19 protein-coding genes are annotated in these 22,836 nt (G+C 62.8%); 12 read left to right on the top strand and 7 right to left on the bottom strand.

What is annotated here, in order from left to right; genetic code table 11:
• Positions 1–71 precede the first annotated feature (71 nt).
• Positions 72–1,094, top strand: coding sequence for a class II fructose-bisphosphate aldolase (fbaA, locus tag AQZ59_RS07485; RefSeq protein WP_062614050.1), 1,023 nt, complete (start codon positions 72–74; stop codon positions 1,092–1,094).
• Between the two features lie 106 nt (positions 1,095–1,200).
• Here fbaA and AQZ59_RS07480 read toward each other — a convergent pair whose 3' ends face one another.
• The gene (locus AQZ59_RS07480; protein WP_062614049.1) at positions 1,201–1,803 is read right to left on the bottom strand and encodes a hypothetical protein; all 603 of its coding nucleotides are present in this window, start codon (positions 1,801–1,803) and stop codon (positions 1,201–1,203) included.
• Positions 1,804–2,185: 382 nt separating this feature from the next.
• Between AQZ59_RS07480 and AQZ59_RS07475 the strand changes: the two genes are divergently transcribed.
• The 7 genes from AQZ59_RS07475 (at position 2,186) to AQZ59_RS07445 (ending at position 13,386) form a co-directional block, all read left to right on the top strand.
• Complete coding sequence (locus tag AQZ59_RS07475) at positions 2,186–3,469, top strand: adenylosuccinate synthase (protein ID WP_062614048.1); 1,284 nt, start codon at positions 2,186–2,188, stop codon at positions 3,467–3,469.
• Between the two features lie 235 nt (positions 3,470–3,704).
• The gene (locus AQZ59_RS07470; RefSeq protein ID WP_062614047.1) at positions 3,705–5,570 is read left to right on the top strand and encodes a phosphoenolpyruvate carboxykinase (GTP); all 1,866 of its coding nucleotides are present in this window, start codon (positions 3,705–3,707) and stop codon (positions 5,568–5,570) included.
• 288 nt (positions 5,571–5,858) lie between these two features.
• Positions 5,859–6,758, top strand: a complete 900-nt coding sequence (locus AQZ59_RS07465; RefSeq protein ID WP_062614046.1) for a phosphoribosylaminoimidazolesuccinocarboxamide synthase — start codon at positions 5,859–5,861, stop codon at positions 6,756–6,758.
• A 146-nt stretch (positions 6,759–6,904) separates the two neighbouring features.
• Positions 6,905–8,242 carry an NADP-specific glutamate dehydrogenase gene (gene gdhA, locus AQZ59_RS07460; RefSeq protein ID WP_062614045.1) on the top strand — a complete coding sequence of 446 codons (1,338 nt, stop codon included), beginning with the start codon at positions 6,905–6,907 and terminating at the stop codon, positions 8,240–8,242.
• A gap of 246 nt (positions 8,243–8,488) precedes the next feature.
• Positions 8,489–11,323, top strand: coding sequence for a bifunctional metallophosphatase/5'-nucleotidase (locus AQZ59_RS07455; protein WP_062614044.1), 2,835 nt, complete (start codon positions 8,489–8,491; stop codon positions 11,321–11,323).
• 70 nt (positions 11,324–11,393) lie between these two features.
• Complete coding sequence (locus AQZ59_RS07450; RefSeq protein ID WP_070808063.1) at positions 11,394–11,834, top strand: sterol carrier family protein; 441 nt, start codon at positions 11,394–11,396, stop codon at positions 11,832–11,834.
• A 10-nt stretch (positions 11,835–11,844) separates the two neighbouring features.
• Positions 11,845–13,386 carry an RNB domain-containing ribonuclease gene (locus AQZ59_RS07445; RefSeq protein ID WP_062614043.1) on the top strand — a complete coding sequence of 514 codons (1,542 nt, stop codon included), beginning with the start codon at positions 11,845–11,847 and terminating at the stop codon, positions 13,384–13,386.
• Between the two features lie 99 nt (positions 13,387–13,485).
• Here the strand turns inward: AQZ59_RS07445 and AQZ59_RS07440 are convergent, their stop codons facing one another.
• The gene (locus AQZ59_RS07440; protein ID WP_062614042.1) at positions 13,486–13,683 is read right to left on the bottom strand and encodes a DUF3073 domain-containing protein; all 198 of its coding nucleotides are present in this window, start codon (positions 13,681–13,683) and stop codon (positions 13,486–13,488) included.
• A 409-nt stretch (positions 13,684–14,092) separates the two neighbouring features.
• Here AQZ59_RS07440 and AQZ59_RS07435 point away from each other — a divergent pair, with 409 nt between their 5' ends.
• Entirely contained in the window at positions 14,093–14,281 is a 189-nt protein-coding gene (locus tag AQZ59_RS07435; RefSeq protein ID WP_062614041.1) for a BldC family transcriptional regulator, read from the top strand.
• Between the two features lie 63 nt (positions 14,282–14,344).
• On the opposite strand, the gene AQZ59_RS07430 is transcribed toward AQZ59_RS07435, so the two are convergent.
• On the bottom strand, positions 14,345–14,671 hold the full coding sequence (locus AQZ59_RS07430) for a DUF3618 domain-containing protein (protein ID WP_062614040.1): 327 nt from the start codon (positions 14,669–14,671) through the stop codon (positions 14,345–14,347).
• Positions 14,668–15,114, bottom strand: a complete 447-nt coding sequence (locus AQZ59_RS07425) for a phage holin family protein (RefSeq protein WP_062614039.1) — start codon at positions 15,112–15,114, stop codon at positions 14,668–14,670. The genes AQZ59_RS07430 and AQZ59_RS07425 overlap by 4 nt, the downstream gene beginning before the upstream one ends.
• A gap of 162 nt (positions 15,115–15,276) precedes the next feature.
• On the opposite strand from AQZ59_RS07425, the gene AQZ59_RS07420 reads away from it, so the two are divergent.
• Complete coding sequence (locus AQZ59_RS07420; protein ID WP_068538577.1) at positions 15,277–16,860, top strand: BCCT family transporter; 1,584 nt, start codon at positions 15,277–15,279, stop codon at positions 16,858–16,860.
• 93 nt (positions 16,861–16,953) lie between these two features.
• On the opposite strand, the gene AQZ59_RS07415 is transcribed toward AQZ59_RS07420, so the two are convergent.
• Positions 16,954–17,904: an L-lactate dehydrogenase gene (locus AQZ59_RS07415; RefSeq protein WP_062614037.1), complete on the bottom strand. Its 951-nt coding sequence runs from the start codon at positions 17,902–17,904 to the stop codon at positions 16,954–16,956.
• A 77-nt stretch (positions 17,905–17,981) separates the two neighbouring features.
• On the bottom strand, positions 17,982–19,244 hold the full coding sequence (locus AQZ59_RS07410; RefSeq protein WP_068538579.1) for a lipid II:glycine glycyltransferase FemX: 1,263 nt from the start codon (positions 19,242–19,244) through the stop codon (positions 17,982–17,984).
• 115 nt (positions 19,245–19,359) lie between these two features.
• Here AQZ59_RS07410 and murJ point away from each other — a divergent pair, with 115 nt between their 5' ends.
• Positions 19,360–21,075, top strand: coding sequence for a murein biosynthesis integral membrane protein MurJ (gene murJ / locus AQZ59_RS07405; protein ID WP_236698693.1), 1,716 nt, complete (start codon positions 19,360–19,362; stop codon positions 21,073–21,075).
• A 12-nt stretch (positions 21,076–21,087) separates the two neighbouring features.
• Positions 21,088–22,425: a carboxylate--amine ligase gene (locus AQZ59_RS09220; protein WP_082661224.1), complete on the top strand. Its 1,338-nt coding sequence runs from the start codon at positions 21,088–21,090 to the stop codon at positions 22,423–22,425.
• Between the two features lie 142 nt (positions 22,426–22,567).
• Here the strand turns inward: AQZ59_RS09220 and AQZ59_RS09600 are convergent.
• A partial coding sequence (locus AQZ59_RS09600) for an FG-GAP repeat domain-containing protein (protein ID WP_160326884.1) occupies positions 22,568–22,836 on the bottom strand: 269 nt, incomplete at its 5' end.

Raw genomic sequence — 22,836 nt, 5'->3', positions numbered from 1 at the left:
AATTGGCTATACGCTTTACCAAATCCGTGAGATAATTGGGGCGTTAGATTTCCAACGCAAAAGGAGCACACGTGGGTATCGCAACGCGTGAAGTTTATGACGAGATGCTGGATCGGGCGAAGGCCAACAAGTTCGCCTACCCGGCAATTAACGTGACGTCCTCGCAGACCCTCACGGCAGCCATCCGCGGCTTCGCTGAGGCTGAGTCGGACGGCATTATCCAGGTTTCCGTTGGCGGCGCCGAGTACGCCTCCGGTTCCACGATCAAGGATCGCGTGGCTGGTTCGCTCGGCCTGGCCGCGTACGCTCGTGAGGTCGCCAAGAATTACGACGTGACGATCGCCCTGCATACCGACCACTGTGCCAAGCAGAACATCGACTCGTGGATCCGCCCCATCATGGAGCTGTCCGCGCAGGAAGTCGCCGCTGGCCGTGAGCCGTTCTTCCAGTCGCACATGTGGGACGGCTCCGCCGTGCCGCTCGATGAGAACCTCGAGATCGCGAAGGAACTGCTCGCCCTGTCGCAGAAGTCCAACACCATCCTCGAGATCGAGATCGGCGTTGTGGGTGGCGAGGAAGACGGCGTCGTTGGCGAGATCAACGAGAAGCTGTACACCACCGCTGAGGACGGCCTCAAGACTGTCGAGGCCCTCGGCCTTGGCGAGAACGGCCGCTACCTCACCGCCCTCACCTTTGGTAACGTCCACGGCGTGTACAAGCCCGGCCACGTGAAGCTCCGCCCCGAGCTGCTGGGTGAGATCCAGGCTGAGGTCGGCGCAAAGGTCGGCAAGGAGTCCCCGTTTGACCTGGTCATGCATGGCGGCTCCGGATCCTCCGCTGAGGAGATCGCCACCGCTGTCCGCAACGGCGTCATCAAGATGAACGTTGACACCGACACGCAGTACGCCTTCACCCGCCCGGTCGTGGACCACATGTTCCGCAACTACGACGGCGTCCTCAAGGTCGACCAGGAGGTCGGCAACAAGAAGATGTACGACCCGCGCACCTGGGGCAAGCTGGCCGAAGCCGGCATGGCCGCCCGCGTGGTCGAGGCCGCTGAGCGACTGGGCTCGGCCGGCAAGCGCATGAAGTAATTCCTGCACGTGGGGATGGGGCGGCTGGGGCCGTCCCATTTTCATGCCCGCGGGGTGCGGCCTGGTGGGGTGCGGATGACCGCGGCTGGGGCGGGGCGCGAGCGGGTTAGTCGTCCAGGACGAGCTTGGAGGATAGGTGGTCGAGCCCGGCCATGGCCAGTGCGAGGATGGCGGCCTGCTTGGTGTGGGCGAGGCGGTCGCCAGTGGCGCGGCGCTTCTCGGCGCCGCGGAAGAGGGCGCGCTCGGTGTAGACGCTGGCCGCCGTGGTCGCGGCTGTCGCCGCAACGATCGCAGCTCCGATGAGCGCGGTCACGCCCGGCTGGGCGGCGAAGACGCCCTTGGCGAGCGACAGCATATCGGAGGGCACGGCATCCTCGGGCGCGGTGGTGTTTGCGGTGTTTGCCGAGGTGGCGGGCTCGGCCTGGTCGGCTTGGTCCGCCTGGTCGGCTTGGTCTGTCTGGCCAATTGGAGTGTGGTCTGCCTGATTGGCCACCGCGAAGCTTGCGTGGTCTGTGACGGCAGAGCTCGTGGGGGTCTCAGTGGTCGGATCGGCGGTTGACTCGTGTGCGCCGAACTCAGCTCTGGCCACCTCTACTGTCGCTATGACGGCAAGCGCACCCGTGCGGACGAGCCGCCGCAGAGTCGGCCGTCGCACGACGTCGGGCGCCGCGTAGTAGACGAATGTGGCAAGTGGCGTGGCCAGGTTCATGGGGGATCCTCGGTTCGGGGTTGGTTGGTGAGAGTCTACCCGAGCCCGGCCACTCACGATTTGGCGGGACTATACCTGCGGGTTGGCCGGCCCCAGATGATGGCGGCCACGCCGAGTTCCGCACCTGCCCCTGCGCTCGCGTGCCGGCGCCGCCGCCAGCCGCAAATGCTATACAAGACTGCAAGATGCGGCACTAGATAACGGTTATTTAGTACCGCATCTTGCCGGGAAGTATCGCATCTGTGAGGAGGGTGCCGGCTCGGCCCACCAGGATGCGGGGTGTCCGCGCGTCGGAACACTCGGCCTCAACATGTGGACGCCCGCCTCCCGGATGGTGGTACGCATTAGACTTAGGCGGCAAGCCTAGACAAGTGAGGACAGCATGCCAGCAATCGTGATCGTCGGGGCCCAGTGGGGAGACGAGGGTAAGGGCAAGGCGTCGGACCAGCTCGGCGCGGAGGTCGACTACGTCGTCAAGTTTAATGGCGGTAATAATGCCGGCCATACGGTGATTGTGGGCGAGGAGAAGTTCGCCCTGCACTTGCTGCCGGCGGGGATCTTGTCTCCGGGGTGTACAGCGGTGATCGGCAATGGTGTGGTGGTCGATCTGAATGTGTTGTTTGAGGAGATTGAGGAGTTGGAGGGGCGTGGCGTGGATACGTCGGGCCTGCGGATTTCCTCGAACGCGCACATTATCCCCTCGTACAACAAGAAGATCGACGGCGCGAACGAGCGTTTGCTCGGCAAGCGGAAGATTGGCACGACCGGCCGCGGCATTGGTCCCACCTACGCCGACAAAATGAACCGCATCGGCATCCGCGTCCAGGACCTGTTTGACCCCTCGATTCTGCGCCAGAAGGTGGAGGGCGCGCTGCATCAGAAGAATGCGCAGTTGGCCTCGCTCGATGAGGACACGTTTGACGTGGATGTGGTGACCAACGAGCTGCTTGCCTACGCGGATCGGGTGCGCCCGATGCTGTTCAATTCGTCGGCGGAGCTTAACCGCGCGCTCGATGAGGGGAAGACGGTGGTGTTTGAGGCGGGTCAGGCGGTCATGCTGGATATTGACCATGGGACGTACCCGTATGTGACGTCGTCGTCGACGACGGCGGCCGGCGCTTGCACGGGCTCGGGCGTGGGCCCGCTGCGGCTGGACCGGGTGGTGGGCGTCGCGAAGGCGTACATTACGCGCGTGGGCGAGGGGCCGTTCCCCACGGAGCTGTTTGATGAGGCGGGGGAGCGGCTGCGTAAGGTTGGCGGAGAGTATGGCACGACGACGGGGCGGCCGCGCAGGTGCGGCTGGTACGACGCCGTGGTCGCGCGTTATGCGGTGAGGGTCAATTCGCTGACGGATATCGTGGTGACGAAGCTGGATGTGTTGACGGGGATTGAGCAGATCCCGGTGTGCGTGGCCTACGAGATTGATGGGGCGCGTGTGGAGGATATGCCGGAGAATCAGTCGGATATGCATCACGCGAAGCCGATTTACGAGTACTTGCCGGGGTGGTCGGAGGGTATTTCGGACTGCCAGGATTTTGAGGATTTGCCGGAGAACGCGCAGGCGTACATCTTGCGGCTGGAGGAGCTGTCGGGGTGTCGGATTTCGTCGATCGGGGTGGGCCCGGAGCGGGCGCAGACGATCGTGCGTCATCGGCTTCTCGATTAAGAATCTGTGCATGAAGGTGGAGCTGGCAGTGGCTGGCATGGTGGGCGCAGCCCCGCATCCGTTGCGGGGCCGCGCCCCCGTTGTCCAGGCAAATTGTGGGTGGCCCACGATAGAGTGTGACAAGGGGATTGCGCTAACCGCTCAATGCCCGTTAGTCCTATAGGAAATACCGTTTCTTTAACAATAATGGGATGTGGAAGTTATCCAACATTGCCGATTTCTAGGAGGAAATGCGATGACTGAAACCGCGTTCACCGTTGAGGACGTCCGCGCAGGCGCGCCGGAGTTTGCGCCTGATAATCTCGTTGAGTGGGTGGCTGAGGTCGCCAACATCACTCTGCCGAAGGACATCTACTGGGTAGATGGCTCTGAGGAAGAGTGGGATCGTCTCACCACTGAAATGGTTGAGGCCGGTATGTTCACCCGCCTGAACCCGGAGAAGCGCCCCAACTCGTTCCTGGCTCGCTCGCTCCCGTCTGACGTGGCTCGTGTTGAGTCCCGTACCTTCATCTGCTCCGAGAAGGAAGAGGATGCTGGCCCCACCAACCACTGGGCCGATCCGAAGGAGATGAAGGAGACCCTCATCGGTGCCAACGGTGTGTTCCGTGGCTCGATGCGTGGCCGTACGATGTACGTCATCCCGTTCTCGATGGGTCCGCTGGGCGGCCCGATTTCGCAGCTCGGCATTGAGCTGACGGATTCGCCGTACGTCGTTGTCAACATGCGCATCATGACCCGCATGGGTTCCGCGGCCCTTAAGCTGATCGGCGAGGGTAACGTGTGGGTTCCGGCTGTTCACTCGGTGGGCTACCCGCTGGTCGACGCCGATGGCAACGAGCGCCCGGACACGAACTGGCCGTGCAATGACGAAAAGTACATCACCCACTTCCCGGAGACCAACGAGATCTGGTCCTACGGCTCCGGCTACGGCGGAAACGCCCTGCTCGGCAAGAAGTGCTACGCGCTGCGTATTGCGTCGACCATGGCTCGCCGTGACGGCTGGATGGCCGAGCACATGCTCATCCTCCGCGTCACGAACGAAGAGACCGGCAAGCAGTACCACGTGACCGCGGCGTTCCCGTCGGCATGTGGTAAGACCAACCTCGCCATGCTCCAGCCCACTATCCCGGGCTGGAAGGTTGAGACCATTGGTGACGACATCGCTTGGCTCCGCCCGGGCGAGGACGGCCGCCTCTACGCGATCAACCCGGAGGCCGGCTTCTTCGGCGTCGCCCCGGGTACGTCGTACAAGACGAACCCGATGGCGATGGACACCGCTCGCGCGAACTCCATCTTCACCAACGTTGCTCTGACCGACGACGGCGACGTGTGGTGGGAGGGCATCGACGGCGAGACCCCGGATCACCTCATCGACTGGCACGGCAATGACTGGACCCCGGAGTCCGGCACCCCGGCCGCTCACGCGAACTCGCGTTTCACGGTGCCGGCTTCGCAGTGTCCGATCATCTGCCCCGATTGGGAGGCCCCCGCTGGCGTTCCGATCGACGCGATCCTGTTCGGTGGCCGCCGCGCCACGAACGTGCCGCTCGTTGCCGAGCAGAAGGATCCGGCGCACGGCGTGTTCATCGGCGCTTCGGTTGCGTCCGAGGTCACCGCTGCCGCTACCGACGTGAAGGCTGGCTCGCTGCGTCACGATCCGTTCGCCATGCTCCCGTTCTGCGGCTACAACATGGCTGACTACTGGGGCCACTGGCTCGAGATGCAGGACAAGTTGGGCGACAAGTTCCCGCGCGTGTTCCAGGTCAACTGGTTCCGCAAGGACGAAGAGGGTCACTTCATGTGGCCGGGCTTCGGCGAGAACTCCCGCGTCCTTGACTGGGTGATCCGCCGTGTTGCGGGCGAGGTCGACGCCATTGATGGCATGACCGGCAACTACCCGCACAAGGAGGACTTCAACCTCGATGGTCTCGATGAGATCACCGATGAGGTCTGGGATAAGCTCTTCGCTACCGATCCGGACGCCTGGGCTGCCGAGATCGATTCGACCGAGGAGTACTTCGCTCAGTTCGGCGACAAGGTTCCGGCTCCGATCATCGAGCAGCTGGGCAAGTTCCGTGAGCGTATCGCTGCGGCTCGCTAAGCGCTAGACGCCTAGGGGAGGGAGGGCTCCGGCCCTCCCTCTTCGCGTTCCGGCTGCCGTTGGCGGGAGCCCGGGTAGTGGCGTTGTGACCGCGGTGGCGGGGCCAACGACGACGACGCGCCCGGCCGGCGTCGTGAGCAAGCTGGGCGTCGGGCGCAAGTTGCGGCGACGGCGTCGTGAGCGCGGCTCTACCACGGCTTCCACAAGCTGGACGGCGGCAGACGGGGATGTCGTTTGGGGTGGAGACTGGGATAGAATGGGAAGACGCAGAGGCCGGAAGGAGGCCCAGTGCAGTTGCCGCCTATCATTCCGAACTGGACCCGCGTGTATACGGGGAAGGTTCATGACGTGTATCAGCCCGTCCACACCCTGGCCCATACGGCTGGGGACACAATGATCCTCGTGGCGTCGGATCGTATTGCGGTGCTTGACCGGGTGTTGCCGAGTGTGATCCCGGGGAAGGGCCAGGTGCTCACGCGGATTGCGGCCTGGTGGTTTGACAGGCTGGAGGATGTGGTGCCGAACCATTTCCTGTCCACGGAAGTACCGCCGGAGGCGGCGGGCCGGGCGATGCTGGTGCAGCGGCTGCGGATGTACCCGATTGAGTGCACGGTGGTCGGGTACATGACGGTGCGGGCGTTTGAGGAGTACGCACGGGCGGGGACGGTCGGCGGGCATGAGTTGCCGGCGGGACTCAGCGTGGGTGATCGGCTGCCGGAGGCGCTGTTCGTGCCGTCGCGGAAGGGCGAGGCCGGGCACGATGACGAGACGATCAGCTTCGCGCAGATGTGTGATCTGGTGGGTCACGAGCAGGCTGAGCAGTTGCGGGAGATTTCGCTGGAGCTGTACGAGCGGGCGTTCGGGATCGCGAAGGCGAAGGGCCTGATTATTGCCGAGTGCAAGCTCGAGTTCGGGGCGTCCTACGATTCGGGCGATAACGACTTCGTGTTGGCCGATCAGGCGTTTACGCCGGATTCGGCCACGTACTGGTTGGAGTCGGAGGCGGCGGACGGCCTGCCCCGGGCGTTTGGCAAGGAGTACGTGCGTAACGTGGTGCGGAAGAAAGCCGTGGAGTGGGTCAAGGGTTGCGGGCCGGCACCGGTGTTGGAGCCGGAGGTCGTGGATGAGATGGGCTCACGTTACCGGCTGGTGGAGAAGAAGTTGCTGGGCGAGGGATCTGCGCACTAGGTTTCCGCTGTTGGTCCTCGTTGGGTAAAACTGAGGTCGAAAACACTGGCCAATTGATGAGAATCTCTATGCCATCTTTTTGGAGTCAATTATTCTGGCAAGCGACCGAATTTGTCGGATCCCGCCGTTTGATGTGAGGAGTAGGAATGGATGCACAGCTGGAACGTGTCTATGAGGAGGCACTGAAGCGTAATCCCACTCAGCCTGAGTTTCAGCAGGCCGTTCGTGAGGTGATGGAGAGCTTGGAGCCTCTGTTGCTGGAACGCAAGGACTACCAGGAGGCGGCGATCCTGGAGCGCATTATTGAGCCGGAGCGCCAGATCATGTTCCGCGTGGCCTGGCAGGATGATAACAATAAGGTGCGTGTGAATCGCGGCTACCGTATTCAGTTCAATTCGACGCTCGGCCCGTACAAGGGCGGCCTGCGTTTCCACCCGTCGGTGACGCTGTCGATTATTAAGTTCCTGGGCTTTGAGCAGATCTTCAAGAATGCGCTGACGGGCCAGGGGATTGGCGGCGGCAAGGGCGGATCGGATTTTGATCCGCACGGTAAGTCGGATAACGAGGTCATGCGTTTTTGTCAGGCCTTCATGAATGAGCTGTCCTCGCATATTGGCGCGGATATTGACGTGCCGGCGGGCGATATTGGCGTGGGTGCGCGCGAGATCGGCTACATGTTTGGCCAGTACAAGCGGTTGGCTCGCCGGAATGAGGCGGGCGTGCTGACGGGCAAGGGCGTCGGCTGGGGTGGTTCGCTGGGCCGCACGGAGGCCACGGGTTACGGCCTGGTGATGTTCGCGAATGAGATGCTGGCCGAGGTGGGGGACAGCCTGGAGGGCAAGACGGCGATCGTGTCCGGCTCGGGCAACGTGGCCACGTACGCGATTGAGAAGCTGCTGGCGCAGGGCGCGAAGCCCGTGTCGATTTCGGATTCGTCGGGTGCGGTGTATGACCCGGATGGGATCGACGTGGCGTTGCTGAAGGAAGTGAAGGAGGTGCGCCGCGGGCGCGTCTCGGAGTACGCGGAGGCCCGCCCGAACGCGGTGTACCATGCGGGCGGCAAGGTGTGGGGTATCGACGCCGATATCGCGCTGCCGTGTGCCACCCAGAACGAGGTGGATGCGAACGACGTGCGGGCGATGGAGATGGGCGGCATCCGCCTGATCGCCGAGGGCGCGAATATGCCGCTGACCCCGGGTGCGATCGAGGTGGCGCAGGATTCGGGCATCATTTACGCGCCAGGTAAGGCGGCGAACGCGGGTGGTGTGGCGACGTCGGCGCTGGAGATGCAGCAGAATGCGGCGTTGCAGTCGTGGTCGTTCGACGACGTGATGGCGCGCCTTGAGGCGATCATGCACAACATCCACAAGACCTCGCTGGACACGGCCGAGGAGCTGGGCCAGCCGGGTAACTACATGGTGGGCGCGAACGCGGCCGGCTTCATGAAGGTGGCCGACGCAATGCTCCAGCAGGGCGTGATCTAAGGGGTCAGCTAGCTGTTCGCGATTTTCGCGGGACGATTTGGGCCGTATCTTCGTATATGTGAAGATACGGCCCAAATCGTCCCGCGTAGGGCGCCTGCGCCCTGGCCTGCGCCTGGTCCGCGCCCCCGCGTGTCGGGGTAGCGTTTTCGCTCCGTTAACTGTGTGGTCACGGAGATCGGGAAAACTTGTCGGTGGTTGATGCCCAGAATGATGTTGTTGATCATCAGACGAGAAGAGGAGTTTTCCATGTCGAAAACGAACAGGTCGGCACTGCGCTCGGTGAGCATGGTGACGGCGATCCTGCTGGGGACGGCGGCGCTTGCCGTTCCCGCGTCGGCAGTCCCGGAGGGTGAGTCCTCCGCTGTGGCTGAACTTGAGTCGGAGGCCGTGGGCGATAAGGCGGAGGAAGCGGTTGACGATGCCGCCGTTGATGGCGCCGAGGCTGCGGACGCTGAGGAAGCTGACGCCGCAGGCGACTCCGACGTTGCTAACGACGCCGCCCAGGCCGCTGACGACGCCGCGGTCCTGTCCGACGCGGCCGAGGCTGCTGAGGCGGCCGAGTCGGGTGATGCTGCGGTGATTGACTTCGGCGTGATCTCCGATTTCCATGGCGCGATCCAGAAGGCCCCGGCGATGGCTGCGATGCTCGATGAGCGCCGCGCCAAGGCCGCTAGCTTTGACTTCCTCGCGGTTGGCGATTCGGTGGGTGGTTCTACCTTCGAGTCGGCGATTGCGAAGGACGTGCCCACGATCGATGTGCTGAACGCGATGGGTCTGACCGTCTCGGCGGTGGGCAACCACGAATTCGACCAGGGGTACGCGGATCTGCGTGACCGGATTCTTGACCTGTCGTCGTACACCAATTTGGGCGCGAACGTGGCGGGCGCGAAGGAGATCGCGGATCCGGGCTACGTGGTAAAGACGTACGGGGACGTGAAAGTGGCCTTCATTGGCACGGTCACGGATGAGACCCCACAGCTAACATCGGCCTCCGCGGTTGAGGGGCTCACCTTCAACGATCCGGTGGCGGTGACGGACCAGCTCGCAAAGAAGATCAAGGAAAGCGGCGAGGCGGACGCGGTCGTGGCGCTCATGCATGATGGCCTGGCCAAGGTTGAGACCCTGGGTGCGGACGTCGATCTGGCGTTCGGTGGCCACACGCACATTGCTGGTGCATCGACTACGGCGTCGGGTGCGGCTGTGTGCCAGCCGGGCGCTTCGGGCAGCACGGTGGTCTTCGCTCAGTTGGCTGTTGCGGCTGACGGCAAGGTGACCAGCTCGTGTGAGAACGAGACCGTGGCGACGGGCGCCGACGCCCCCGTCAACGACGAGATCCAGGCGCTGGTGAACCAGAAGCTCGAGGAGTCGGCGAAGCTCGGCGCCGAGGAGCTGTTCCCCATCGCGGGGCCGGCCAACCGTGGCACCGGCGCGCGCAACGGGGACGAGGGCGCGAACCGCGGCACCGAGTCGTCGGCGGGTAACCTCATCGCCCAGGCCTTTTACGAGTACGGCCAGACTCTGGCCAAGCCGGCGGACTTCGGCGTCATGAACTCGGGCGGCATCCGCGCTGATTTCGACGCGAACAAGGACGGCGTGGTGACCTTCCAGGAGTCCTTCAACGTCCAGCCCTTCGGTAACTCCTACGGCACGCGCGTGATCCAGGCGAAGGACGTCTACGAGCTGCTCGAGCAGCAATGGAAGCCGGGCGAGTCGCGCCCGATCCTGCGCCTGGGCCTGTCGAACAACATCAAGTACGTCTACGATCCGGCCGCCGAGTACGGCAAGCACATCCTCGCGGTTTACCTCAACGGCAAGCTGCTGGGGAAGGACAACGCGGAAATCACGGTTGCCTCCTCGTCCTTCCTGCTCGACGCGGGTGACAGCTTCAACGCCTTCGCCAACGCCGGCAACCCGGTGGTAGACACGGGCATCATCGACCACGAGGTCTTCAACCAAGTTGCTCAGGGTTGGGCGGCGAACGGCGCGTTCACGCCGGATTACACGCAGCGTTCCTTCGGCTACACTGGCCCGCTGACCTTCGTGCCGGGCCAAACTGTCGACGTCCAGCTGTCCTCGCTGGCGATGACGTCCACGGAGCCCCTGCCCACGAAGGCCATGGTCAACCTCAACGGTGTCGAGGTGGCTACTGCCGACGTCGATACGACCGTCACCCCGAAGGTGGACGAGACGGGCCGGGCGGCCGTGTCGTTCATGGTTCCTGCCGACGCCGAGCTGGGTGCCGCCACGCTGACCATCGCCACGGATGACGGCTCGACGGTCGACTTGCCGGTGACCATCCGTGCGGCGAAGTCGACCGCGCCGAACGTGGCCACCTACGCCCAGAACGTGTACGGCGAGGCCTCGGGCGATAAGCTCGCGGACATCTGGGGCCTGAATGGCGCTGGCGAGCTGTTCTTCTACCAGGGCGGCAAGGCGCTGAAGACGGTGGGCTTGGTTGCCGATGGCTTCGAGGCTGCGGCCGTGGTGAAGGTCAACGATGTGAACGGGGACAAGCGCGCGGACTTCCTGGTGACGGACGCGGCCGGCGACATGTTCTTCTACTACTCCACCGGCAACGGCCACCTGACCAAGGGCGCCAAGGTGGGTCACGGCTGGTCCGGTATGGATCTGGTGGCCTACGCCGGCAAGGTGGACGGCATGGACTCGGTGGTGGCGCGTCAGGGCGCGACGGGCGACCTGTACCGTTACGCAGTGAGCGCGGCCGGCGTCAAGGGCCTGGGCAAGGTGGGCCACGGCTGGGGCGCGATCACGAACATCGTGTCGGTGGGTAACACCTCGGGATCGGCGGATTGGGACCTGTTGGCTACCACGGCCGACGGCGCGCTGATCGCGTACGAGACGACGCCGGCGGGCGGCCTGCGCACGGACACCCAGAAGGGCCACGGCTGGGAGGGTTTCACGCAGGTGTTCTCGCCCGGTGACATGACGGGCGACGGCGCGTTCGACCTGGTGGGCGTTCGCGCCGGGATCCTGTTCCTCTACGAGCAGACGGGCCGCGGCTGGTTTGCCTTGCCGGTCGAGGTTGGCCACGGCTGGGACGCCATGACCATCGTTCGCTAAAGGTGATGTGGTCCCGGGGAGCGGCACTGCCGCTCCCCGGGATTCTCATAGCAGGCGATAGGATCGATTCATGAGACGGCGAATTGACGAGGCGCGGGGCATGGAGCTGGTGCGGGCCTATGCGGCCGGCAGCGAGTTGGGCCGCACGGAGCTGACGGCGGCCGTGCGCTTCGCGCTCGAGGAGTTCGCCACGCGCCACCCGGGGCGCAGCGTGGAGATCCGGGTGCCGTGGGTAGGGGCCGTGCAGGCGATCGCCGGCCCGGTCCACACGCGTGGGACCCCACCCAATGTGGTGGAGATGGATGGGCCCACCTGGCTGGATGTGGCCCTCGGCCGCCCGGTGGATGAGTCGAAGATTTCCCATTCTGGCACGCGCGCCGACCTGAACCCGTATTTCCCGCTGTTCGGCCCGGCGCAGTTGGCCGGCCCGGCAGGTGCCGTGGCCGCGGCCGAGCAGGCAGACCAAGCCCAGCCGGCCGACCACGCCGAGCCAACCGGCGCGACCGAGTAGGAGGTAGCCCGTGCGGCAACGCTTCATCAACCCGAATGTGGTCCCGGCGCAGCAGATTTCGTCGACGATCACGAAGCTGGCGGAGGCGGGTGCGCCGGCCGCGTTCTCGCCGGAGGCGCTCGCGGAGGCGGAGTCGGCCAGGCGGGAGTTCCCGGAGCTGCCCGACCGCACGGATCTTCCCTTTGTCACGATCGACCCCGAGGGCTCTCGAGACCTCGACCAGGCCATGTTCATCGACGGCGACGTCCTCTACTACGCGATCGCCGCCGTCAGCCTCTTCGTCCGGCCGGGTGGCGCCCTCGACGCCGAGACCCGCGAGCGCGCCACCACCATCTACCTACCCGACCGCTCGATCCCCCTCCACCCTGAGGTGCTCTCCACCGACGCCGCCTCCCTGCTGCTGGGCCAGGTCCGCCCGGCGTACGTGTGGCGTTTCGAGCTCGACGCTGGCCAAGTGGTCCGTACCGGCCTGGAGTTGGCGCGGGTGCGCTCCCGCGCCCAGCTCACCTATCAGCAGGTCCAGGCCGCCTACGACGGCGACGGCCAGCTCCCCGTTAACGTCCCGTCCACCCTGCCGGAGGACCTGGCGCGGGTGGGCCGCCAGCGTCAACGCCTGGAAGCGGAGCGGGGCGGCGTGTCGCTCAACCTGCCCGAGCAGTGGGTGGAGCACGGCGAGGACGGCTACCTGCTCAAGTTGCGCGAGGTTACGGGCGTGGAGGAGTGGAACTCCCAGATCTCGCTCATGACCGGCATGGAGGCCGCGAGGATCATGATCGCGGCGAATCTCGGGGTGCTGCGCACGCTCCCCGCTGCCCGCAGCTCCGACATGGAGCGCCTGCGCCAGGTGGCCCGCAGCCTCGGCCACGACTGGCCCAACACCCAGGACTACGCCGCGTTTGTCCGCGGGCTCGACCCAGCCCGCCCCGCCTCCCTTGCCTTTCTCTACGAGGCCGTGCACCTCTTTCGGGGCGCCGGCTACCTCGCCCTCCCCATCGCCGCCGGCAGGGCCGAGGGTTCCGCCGAGGCTGAGACTGCCGCTGGGCCCAAGGGTTCCGACGGTGCAATGGGTGACAGCGAGGCCGCCCGTGCCAACCAGCCCGAGCGCGCCGACGACGCCGTCCTCCGCCATCACGCCATCGCTGCACCCTACGCCCATGTGACCGCGCCGCTGCGCCGGCTGGTCGACCGCTTTGGGCTGGAGCTTTGCCGTTGCCTGCTCGCTGGTGACGTGGTCCCCACCTGGGTAACCGAGGCGCTGCCCGAGCTACCCTCCCTCATGGGCGCCGGCACGCGCCGGGCGAACGCGCTCCAGGGTCGTGCGCTCGACGCCCTCGAGGGGCTGACCCTGCGCGGGCGCGTGGGGGAGGAGTTCGCGGCCGTCGTCGTTGAAGAGAAGTCCAGCGACGGGGATCGCAAGCGCGGGCTGATCTCCATCGCGGAGCCCGCCATGGAGGCCGTGGCCACCGGCGATCACATGCCCGTGGGGGAGCGGGTGCGCGTGCGGCTCACGGGCCTGTCGGAGGACCTCAAGCCCAGCTTCGAACTCGTCTAGCCGCCCCGCAGCCGATAAGCCTGTGGCGCCCGCCGCCCGCGGGCACACCAAAGAGCCAGCCGTGAAGCTGGCTCTGAAAGGTGATGCGAGGCTAGTGCCTCAATCGTCGGTTGCCGGAGGAATCTCGTAGGAGTCGGGATCGTATTCGTCCCAGGAATCGTAGTCGTCCGGTTCGTCCTTCATCTCGGAGCGACCCGCGAGTTCCCTCTCAAGGGCCTCGTAGTCGGTCTCCGGGCTGAAGTACTTCAGGTTCCGTGCGACTTTGCGCTGTTTGGCTCTTTGACGGCCGCGCCCCATATTGGCTCGACCCCCCTCAACTCGTCTTGGAGCAGGCACCGCGTGCGGCTCCGATTTATCTCAATAATGGTTCGTGGCACATACTTTACCCCGAAGTGGGTAGGAATCTCTACGTGAAGTGACGTGTGTGCGGAGGTATACGCCCTCGATGGTACGGCGCCCGGCCGGCTCGGCTCGTTGCGAACTGCGCCACCAAAGGTGCAATAAATGGCGCAATAACGCCCTGACCTGCGGTTTAAGCTGTGAGTAAATGTGTTTTCGCTTGTGAGATGAGCGTTTACGGCAATAGGATGGGCAGAGGTTTTTGCGATCTGTCTGGGCTCCTTCGACTGCGGTGGAGAGGAGAGGGAGCGGACCTGAACATCGCTCACCACAACGTGGGTGGAACCCACAATTTGCGAGGAAAACAATGGATTATGACACTGACTTGATGACCCCGGCGGAGGTTGCGGCCCTGTTCCGGGTGGACCCGAAGACGGTGGCGCGCTGGGCAGACAGCGGCAAGTTGCCGTCGATCCGCACGCTCGGGGGCCACCGGCGCTTCCCGCGCAAGGAAGTCATGGAGAGGGCAAGCAGACCCGCGACCGAAGACAACTAGACAACCAAAAGTGTGGGGCGGCCCGAAAGCCGCCCCACACTCATATCTACGCTTGCATGCTGATTACTTGATGATCTTGCGGATGACGAACAGTGCGACCACGGCGAGCGTGGTGCCGATGATGGCCAGCGCCTTCTTGTCGCCAGCCTTCGCGTCATCCACCAACCCCATGGCCTGCTCCTTGCCCTGGCTGAGGCGCTCTTCGGCGTAGGCGCGGGCTTCTTCCTTGAGGTTGTCCGGGTGGAGCTTGCCGGCCAGTTCGTTGACGGTGGCGGTCAGCTCCTCGCGGACGCGCTGCATGTCCGCGTCCACCTCGTCAGCGGTGCGGGTGTCCTCGATGCCCTTGGGGGCTTCGTAGTCAACTGCCTTCTTCTGGCTCACGTTCGTCATTGGATTCCCTTCTTCACCGCTTCGATGTCCTTCTCCAGGCCGCCCTTCGGGTCCACGGTGTGCTTGTTCGCCGCCTTGAAGCGCGAGACGGCTATGAGCGCGAGGATGAGGATGATGAGGAGCAACCCGCCGGAGACCACCAGGAACGCCGCCCACAGCGGCATAACGGTGGACAGTCCGTAGCCTGCGGCTAGCAGCAGGGTGCCGAGCATGTAGAGGGCGAGCACACCGGCGACGGCGAGTAGCACGCCCCCGATGCCGAGCTTCTTTACCTTGGAGGTGGCTTGCAACTTGGTGTAGCGGATCTCGTCGCGTACCAACGCCGAGAACTGGGCGGTGATCTTTGCGACGAGTTCGCCAACCGATTGGCCGCTCGCGGCCTTGGGGCCCTTGCCCGCAAGCGTTTCGGGGCCTTGCGGCGTCAGTGGTACTTGTTCAGTCACGAGAACTCCTTTGCTTTCGACCTATTTTCGCACGGAACACCTGTGTTTTTCGACCGGTAATATGGATCTGCAACGCACCGCGGCCGGCTTTGGCATAATCGACGCAGTGAGTCTGCGGCCCCGCGCAATGCCCGCGCGCGGCCGCCTTGATCGAAGGAACGAATGATGCCTCAGCGTGCCACCCGCGACAAGCCGGCACACTCCGCACCCGCACACCCCGCACCGGCCCAGCGTGTAAAGCGCACGGTCTTCGTCGGGTCAGCGGCGATCATCTTGGCGATTGCGGCGTGGGCGTTTGTGGACACCGGTTCGGCGGCGGATGCGCTCGGGGCTGCCACGGGGTGGATCGGCCAGTGGTTTGGCTGGTTCTACATTCTCATGGCAACGGTGGTGGTCATTTTCGTGCTGGTGGTGGCGTTCTCTCGTTACGGCCACCTCCGCCTCGGCCCGTCCGACTCCCGCCCGGAGTTTTCCACGTTCGCCTGGGGCTCGATGCTGTTCGCGGCGGGCATCGGCACGGACATCATCTTTTTCTCGGTGGCCGAGCCGATTGCCCAGTACATGGCCCCGCCGCGCGTGGCCGCCCAGTCGCTGGAGGCGGCCGAGCAGGCGCCCGTGTGGACGATTTTCCACTACGGCCTGACCGGCTGGGGGATGTATGCACTGATGGGCATGATCTTGGGCTACTTCTCCTATCGCCACGGCCGCCGCCTGGCTGTCCGCTCGGCCCTTGAGCCGGTGTTCGGCCCGCGCGTGTACGGGGTGTTGGGTGACGTCGTCGACATCGCCGCGATCCTCGGCACGGTGTTCGGTGTGGCGACGACGCTCGGCATCGGCGTCGTGCAAATCAACGTGGGGCTGGAGATCATTTTCGGCGTTGGCAAGGGGTTGCCGGCGCAGGTGGCCCTCATCGTGGTGGCGGTGGTGATGGCGGGGATCTCGGCGGTGTCGGGCGTAGCGCGCGGGATCAAGATCTTGTCCCAGCTCAACGTGTTCCTCGCGATCCTTACCGTGGTCTGGGTGCTGGTCGGCGGGCGCACGTCCTTCCTCCTCAACGCGATCGTGATGAACGTAGGCGACGTGTTGGCGATGTTCCCGGGCATGACCCTGGACACGATGGCGTTCTCGGACGCCGACGCATGGAAGGCGGCGTGGACGCTGTTCTTCTGGGCCTGGTGGGTGGCGTGGGCGTCGTTTGTGGGCATGTTCCTAGCGCGCATCTCGCGCGGGCGGACGCTGCGCCAGTTCATCATCGGTTGCCTGACCGTCCCGTTCCTGTACGTGGCCGTGTGGATCTCGATTTTCGGCAACGCCGCGCTTGACCGCGTCATTCACGACGACGACCTCGCCTTCGCCCACGCCACCCTCGAGGTCCCCGAGTTCGGCTTCTACTCGCTCTTGGAGGGCATGCCGGCGGCCCGGGTGGTCATGATGATCGCCACGGTGGTGGCGTTCTTGTTCTACGTGACGTCGGCGGACTCGGGCTCGCTGGTCATGGCGAACCTTTCCAGCGACCTCCCCACCCCGCGCACGGACGCCCGCCCGTGGCTACGGATCTTTTGGGCGGCCACTACCGGCGTGCTCACGATCGGCATGCTGGTGGTTGGCGGCATCCCGGCCTTGCAGTCGGCCACGGTCATCATGGGTTTGCCGTTCGCGATTGTCATGGTGGTGGCGATGATGGGCTTTTATCGGACGATTCACGACGACGTCGACCGTGCCGGCCAGCCGTCACCGGAAAGCTAGCCTGGCCCTGGGCAAGATGGGGCCGCGGAGAGGCGTGCCGAGGAATAAGAAAACGGGCTCGCCGCCCGGCGAGCCCGCTAACAGGTTGGCGTTCTAGTAGCCGACCACCTTGATGGTCTGCCGCAGGGCCTCGATCGAGGACGTCAGGCGGGCCGCCTCGGCGTCGTTGAGCGACAGCGGGAGCGCCCGCTCCACGCCCGTACTGCCCACGATCGACGGTACCGACAGTGCCACGTCGGACGCGCCGTCAATTCCGTGCAGGGGCGAGCTCACCGGGAGCACGGCCTTCTGGTTGCCGAGCACGGCCTCCACGATGCGCGCACCGGAGACGCCGATAGCGTAGTTCGTGGCACCCTTACCCTCGATGATCTTGTAGGCCGCGCTGCGGACCTCGTGCTCGATCTCGTCCAGCTGGGCCGGGGTGAAGGGTGCGCCTTCGGGGGTCATGATGTCGTGCAGTGGGATCTGGCCGACCGTGGCCGTGGACCACATCGCGAACTCCGAATCTCCGTGCTCGCCAATAATCATCGAGTGCACCGAGCGTGCCGACACGCCAAGCCGCTGACCGAGCAGCCAGCGCAGACGCGAGGAATCAAGCACCGTGCCCGAGCCGAACACGCGACCCGACGGCAGGCCCGTGATCTTCGTGGCCACGTAGGTCAGCACGTCCACCGGGTTCGTCACCAGGATGAACACCGCGTTCGGGGAGCGCTCCACCAGGCCCGGCAACATCGACTCCAGGATGGAGACGTTCTTCGCGGCCAGGTCCAGGCGCGTCTGCCCCGGGTTCTGCTTCGCGCCCGCGGTGATGACCACGACGTCGGAATCCGCCGTCACGTCCTGCGACGCGCCGCCGATAATCGAAGAGGACTGCATGAACTGGGTACCGTGGGCGAGGTCGAGGACCTCGGCTTCCACCTTGGCTTCATTAAGATCCTGGAGGGCGACGATCTTGGCCGAACCACGGATCATCGCAGCATACGCGAGGGCGGTTCCAACCGAACCAGCGCCAATGACAGACAATTTCGAGGTAGAAATGCTCATACCCCCAGTGTGTCAAGTGTGCCCGTCAGAGGGAAGAGAATTGAGATTATTAGGCTAATCTCACCAATCGATTTGCTTTACACTTCCACTCCAGCCAATTTGCCCATATTGCGGTGCAATACCTTTTCGTAGGAGCCGATGAATTCCTCGACGTTGCCGTTCAGCCACTGCTTGAAACGGAGAATGTTGGCATCGGGGGCGCTTTCATCAAAGACGCCCGATATTCCAAAAGTATTGTAGGTAGCGATATTGTGCTCGACTGCCCACTTAAACAACGCTGCTTCGACCGGATAGTCGCGCAAGACAGGGTGGTATTCCTTGTTCATTGCGCCCAACAACAAGAGCAATTCATCGCCAATAGCGTAGCCGAGTGCGGAATTAACCGGCACATCGCCGCTGTGACCAGCGAGTTGCTCGAACTGGGCGGCAAGTTCACGCTGGGTTTCCAATCCTGCTGTACGTGTGGCCAGGTCAGCCAGTTCGCGTAGCTGTGCTTTGGTTTCTTTCCGGGCGCTGACCTCGCGTTGACGGGCCTGAATCTCGGCAAGCTCTTGGTCAATATGGTCGCGGTGACGCTGTGGGGAATAGTAGGCAATACACAACACCGAATGATCTGAATCGAACTCTTCCATCAAATCCTTATAGAGGGTGATAGACGATCCAGACAATGCGCTCATATCATTGCGTTCAGCGGTAAGTTCATAGAGGGAGAGAAAGTCCCCGAATTGTTCTGGGCCAACGAAACGAACCTCGATCCCATAGCGGGCAGGAGCCCGAAAGCGCCGGCGCAACCCCTTAGCCAGGCTCGCTAAAGCCTCTTCAAAGTCTAAGTGTGCGATGTCCTTGGTGTAGATAAAACGAATCTGCACATCAGAACGTTGGTAAAACTCCTCAGTAATCCGCGTAAAACCGGCGCTCTTTAACACTTCATCGGCGGCCTTGGCATGCGGGTTTTCTTCCACTAGCTCAATATCGCGATAGAAAGCGCGGGCAATGAGTGGGTTAATTCGCAACGAGAGCACGCGCTTATCCCGCTTGACATAGGCTTCGAGCTGCGCGGCGAACTGACCTAATAGCTGCGGGTCGTCATTCGTGTCCAGGAGCGGGCCATAGGTCACATGGGCGCGGTAGAACACTCGCCGCCACGGTTGAAAATAGATAGCCGCAACACCACGGATTTGCCCGGTCGCAGTACGCAAAGCCACCGTCTCGATACGGCTATCTTTTGCTTGCCGGGAACGCACGTACTCCGGTGTTTGGGGAAGAAACACTCGGGGATGATGATCGGCTATGAAACGCTCGTAGGTGGAAAGTGAGACTTCCTCAAGTACTAGTGTCATGAGGCCGAGTCTAGTTGACCTCGTATGCCTTCGCTACAATCGTCACATGCCATTGAGATATAGCGACAGGCCCCGCCATCGCCGACTTCCATTTCGCCCAAGCACTGAGGGAGGGATGCCTGCGGCGTCGGAAGAACGAACCGAGCAATCCGGGCGTGTTGAGTCTACCCAGGGTGCCGCTAGCCCCAACCTGGCGCGTAGCTCGGCGATTATGTTTGCCGGCACCCTCGTCTCGCGGGTGCTCGGCCTGGTGCGTTCGCCCATCCTGCTCGGAGCTGTAGTGGGCATCTCCGCGCCGGCGGCCAACGGTTTTGATATCGCCAACAAGCTGCCCAATCTCATTTACATGGTCGTCGTAGGCGGACTGGTCAACGCGGTTCTAGTGCCAGCTATCGTGCGGGCAACAAAGCGGTCAACCGATGGCGGGATAGCGTTCATCAATAAACTCCTGACGGTGGCAATCGTCACTTTGGGGATAGCGACCGCGCTTATCACTCTAAGTGCACCGCTGATCGTCAAGGGCTTTGCGGCGACAATGCAGGACGACTGGTACCGGCTAACGGTTGCCTTCGCCTACTGGTGCTTACCGCAGGTTTTCTTCTATGGCATGTACACAGTGTTGGGGCAGATTCTCAACGCGCGGGAGAACTTCGGCCCATATATGTGGGCGCCGGCGCTAAACAATGTGGTGGCAATCGGTGGATTCCTGGTGGTGTTAGCTACTTTCGGTGCGGCGGTGCCAGCTGATGTGACCGATATTAGCCGGTGGTCTGCGGGCCGCGTTGCCATGATCGGCGGCTTTTCCACCCTAGGAATCGCGCTTCAAGCGCTGATATTAGTGGTGCCGCTACGCGCGCTCGGAATTCGTTTTCGTCCTGACTTCGCATGGCGCAATTCCGGCTTGGGTGAAGCCGGGCGGGCGTCGTGGTGGATGCTACTGATGATGGTGACCGGCATCGTGCCAACCCTGGTGCTGTCCAATGTGGCTGCCGGTGCCACTCAGCGCGCTGAAGACGCAGGTATCGCTCTTCAGTCCGTAGCCGGAAATGCTATCTACACGGCAGCCTATTCGGTCTATTCCATCCCTACTTCGCTCATCACTGTCTCCATCGCAACAGCGATATTCACCCGGCTAGCCAAAGCCGCTGCAGATGCCGACTTGCACTCCATTTCCGCCTATGCATCGCTGGCTATCCGGGCAATCTCTACGCTGACTTTCCTTAGCGCAGCTGGGCTTATCGTGTTATCTGTGCCAGTGATGCGCATTTTCTCCTTTACCGTCAGTGCTGAGGAAAGCGTGACGTTGGCGCGCGTCCTGACAGCCATGTGCATAGGTTTGGTATCGATCGGCATCGTTACTACATTGGATCGTGTCTACTACGCCTTTGGTGATACGCGCGGCGCCTTTTGGATAAATCTGCCATTCCAAGTATGTGGCATGATCGGCTATCTGCTGTGTGGCTGGCTTCCCCCGCAGTGGACAGTGATCGGAATCGGTTTGGTTATGAGCTTGACCAATACCGCCGCTGCCGTTGTCATGTTTACTTGCCTGGCGCGCCGTTACGGGGGACTTGAGAAAGATCGCGTGGTTGGCGCTATCGCGAAACTCGCAGTGATTACCCTCGTGACGATCGGTGTGGGCTTTGCCCTTTTGCTACTTTTTGGTCCCCTCTACGCGCCGATTACAGTTGCTGGGGCAGTATTGAGAATTGTTGTGGTCGGCCCGGTGATGGTGGGATGCTACGTTGGCGGAATGATGCTGGCGAAGATGCCTGAAATTGAGGCTTTTTCACGACTCATTGGCTCTGTGCGTGCGAAGTTGGCACGGTGAGGGAAGGCGCAGATGAACAAGAAAAGTAGGGCTGGCAGAGCAATTGTGCCCGTAATTGTTGGCTACGATGTAGGAGCCTACAGTTTTGCGCGCATCTTTCATGAAGCAGGCGGGTATAAGTCGGTTGTACTCACCACCGCTCCACGTGGCCCGATTAATGACTCGCGCATCCTTGATGTTCGCCTCTTTGAGCGCGGCACCTTTGACGATGACGAGCGTTTCCTGGCGGCCTTAGCGGATCTCGAATGCGAGTTTGTTGGGTGCACGCTTATTTTGCTCGTTAACGCTGATGAGCATGTCGAATTCGTGGCTCGCAATCGCGAACATTTTGGGGCCAATTGGTTCTTGCCCTACTCGCCGCTGGGCGCAGTGCAACGAGCAAATTCTAAGGGGGCAATGGCTGAACTATTGACCGATATGGGACTCAATGCCCCAAAACGAGTTGTGGTCGACCTCAGCGCTCAGCAGTGGCCAGAGCTGGACGAGGTGTGTTTTCCCGCTGTTGTCAAACCCGAAAGTGGAGCCGATTTGGCGCAGAACTGGGGTCGGGGGTTACGCAAGGTCGAACTATGGAAAACTCGGAGTGAAGCGCTAAAGGCTTGCGAAATACTTCGCACCAATGGGGTGGAAGTGCGGGTGATTATCCAGGAGTTTATCCCCGGCGATGACACGACGCAATGGCTGGTCAACGGCTATGTCAATCGCCAAGGGCAGGTCACCGCATGCGGCAGCGGGCGCCTAATCCTAGGGCTACACCAGCCAGAATATATCGGCAATGCGGGAATCGTTTTGACAGAGCATCATCCTAAGCTGATCGAGCAAGCCACGCGAATCGTGACAGCGGTGGGAATTCGCGGATACTTCTCCATGGATGTCAAGATTGACCCGCGTAACGGCAAGACGTATTGGCTTGATCTCAATCCCCGGATCGGGCGCGGCCATTACTATATGAAGCTTGCCGGTGTGGACCTCGCCGCAGCGCTATTGGCCGATCTAAGCAATGATTTGACAGCGGAGGAAGAGCCCCGAGAGGGCCGATCTGGAAATGGAGCGCGATCTGGAGAAGGTGCGGCCTATTCAGTGCCGGCGCGATCAAAGGCCTATCAAACCAATAGCGAGCTGGGACTGTTTTGCTTGGTGCCTTCATGTCTTGCCAATTCTTGTTATGTAACCGATCCACAGCTGCTCAAGCGTGTCCGGCAGGTCAAAAGGCAACGTCGTGCGGTCAACCCGTTGCTATATCGCGCTGATCGTAGTCTGGGGCGTTATGTTTATGTGCTTGGCAATTCGATCAATCACTACCGGCGGATGCGTGCTTATTATCGACAACCTGACCCATACCGACTATAAAAACATCATAAGAGCGGTGTCTGGCTCCTAGTGGCGATTGGCAGGGTTCTCAAACTATCAGTGCGGGCCCCGGAGATTCCGGGGCCCGCACTGATAGGCCGGCGTGCCGGTAGGTGGCAGCCTAGGCTACCACCCACCGTGTCTAGCTAATGGCGATCATCGTCTGCCAGCCATGACCGACCTGGCGGGCAGTGCCCCACCAGCCGTTGGCCTGGTTCTTGTAGGCGAACATGGCACCATCCTCGCGGATACCGACCAGGTCAAGCCTGCCGTCCCCATCCACGTCACCGGGGATGGTGGCCTGGACGAAGGAATCCCAGCCGTGACCGATCTTGCCCGCGCCATACACACCACCGTCGGCGGCACCGGCGTAGGCATACATCGAACCATCAGCCGCAATCGCCACCAGAT

Origin of the sequence: Trueperella bernardiae (assembly GCF_001469025.1) — a bacterium.
Lineage (GTDB): Bacteria > Actinomycetota > Actinomycetes > Actinomycetales > Actinomycetaceae > Trueperella > Trueperella bernardiae.
This window is presented reverse-complemented; position numbering and strand designations above follow the sequence as displayed.

Coding starts and splice junctions, on each gene's coding strand:
- AQZ59_RS09220 (WP_082661224.1), top strand. CDS start 21,088: ATGAACAAGAAAAGTAGGGCTGGCAGAGCAATTGTGCCCGTAATTGTT.
- AQZ59_RS07435 (WP_062614041.1), top strand. CDS start 14,093: ATGGATTATGACACTGACTTGATGACCCCGGCGGAGGTTGCGGCCCTG.
- gdhA (WP_062614045.1), top strand. CDS start 6,905: ATGGATGCACAGCTGGAACGTGTCTATGAGGAGGCACTGAAGCGTAAT.
- AQZ59_RS07415 (WP_062614037.1), bottom strand. CDS start 17,904: ATGAGCATTTCTACCTCGAAATTGTCTGTCATTGGCGCTGGTTCGGTT.
- AQZ59_RS07480 (WP_062614049.1), bottom strand. CDS start 1,803: ATGAACCTGGCCACGCCACTTGCCACATTCGTCTACTACGCGGCGCCC.
- AQZ59_RS07420 (WP_068538577.1), top strand. CDS start 15,277: ATGATGCCTCAGCGTGCCACCCGCGACAAGCCGGCACACTCCGCACCC.
- AQZ59_RS07475 (WP_062614048.1), top strand. CDS start 2,186: ATGCCAGCAATCGTGATCGTCGGGGCCCAGTGGGGAGACGAGGGTAAG.
- AQZ59_RS07440 (WP_062614042.1), bottom strand. CDS start 13,683: ATGGGGCGCGGCCGTCAAAGAGCCAAACAGCGCAAAGTCGCACGGAAC.
- AQZ59_RS07455 (WP_062614044.1), top strand. CDS start 8,489: ATGTCGAAAACGAACAGGTCGGCACTGCGCTCGGTGAGCATGGTGACG.
- murJ (WP_236698693.1), top strand. CDS start 19,360: ATGCCTGCGGCGTCGGAAGAACGAACCGAGCAATCCGGGCGTGTTGAG.
- AQZ59_RS07430 (WP_062614040.1), bottom strand. CDS start 14,671: ATGACGAACGTGAGCCAGAAGAAGGCAGTTGACTACGAAGCCCCCAAG.
- AQZ59_RS07470 (WP_062614047.1), top strand. CDS start 3,705: ATGACTGAAACCGCGTTCACCGTTGAGGACGTCCGCGCAGGCGCGCCG.
- AQZ59_RS07450 (WP_070808063.1), top strand. CDS start 11,394: ATGAGACGGCGAATTGACGAGGCGCGGGGCATGGAGCTGGTGCGGGCC.
- AQZ59_RS07410 (WP_068538579.1), bottom strand. CDS start 19,244: ATGACACTAGTACTTGAGGAAGTCTCACTTTCCACCTACGAGCGTTTC.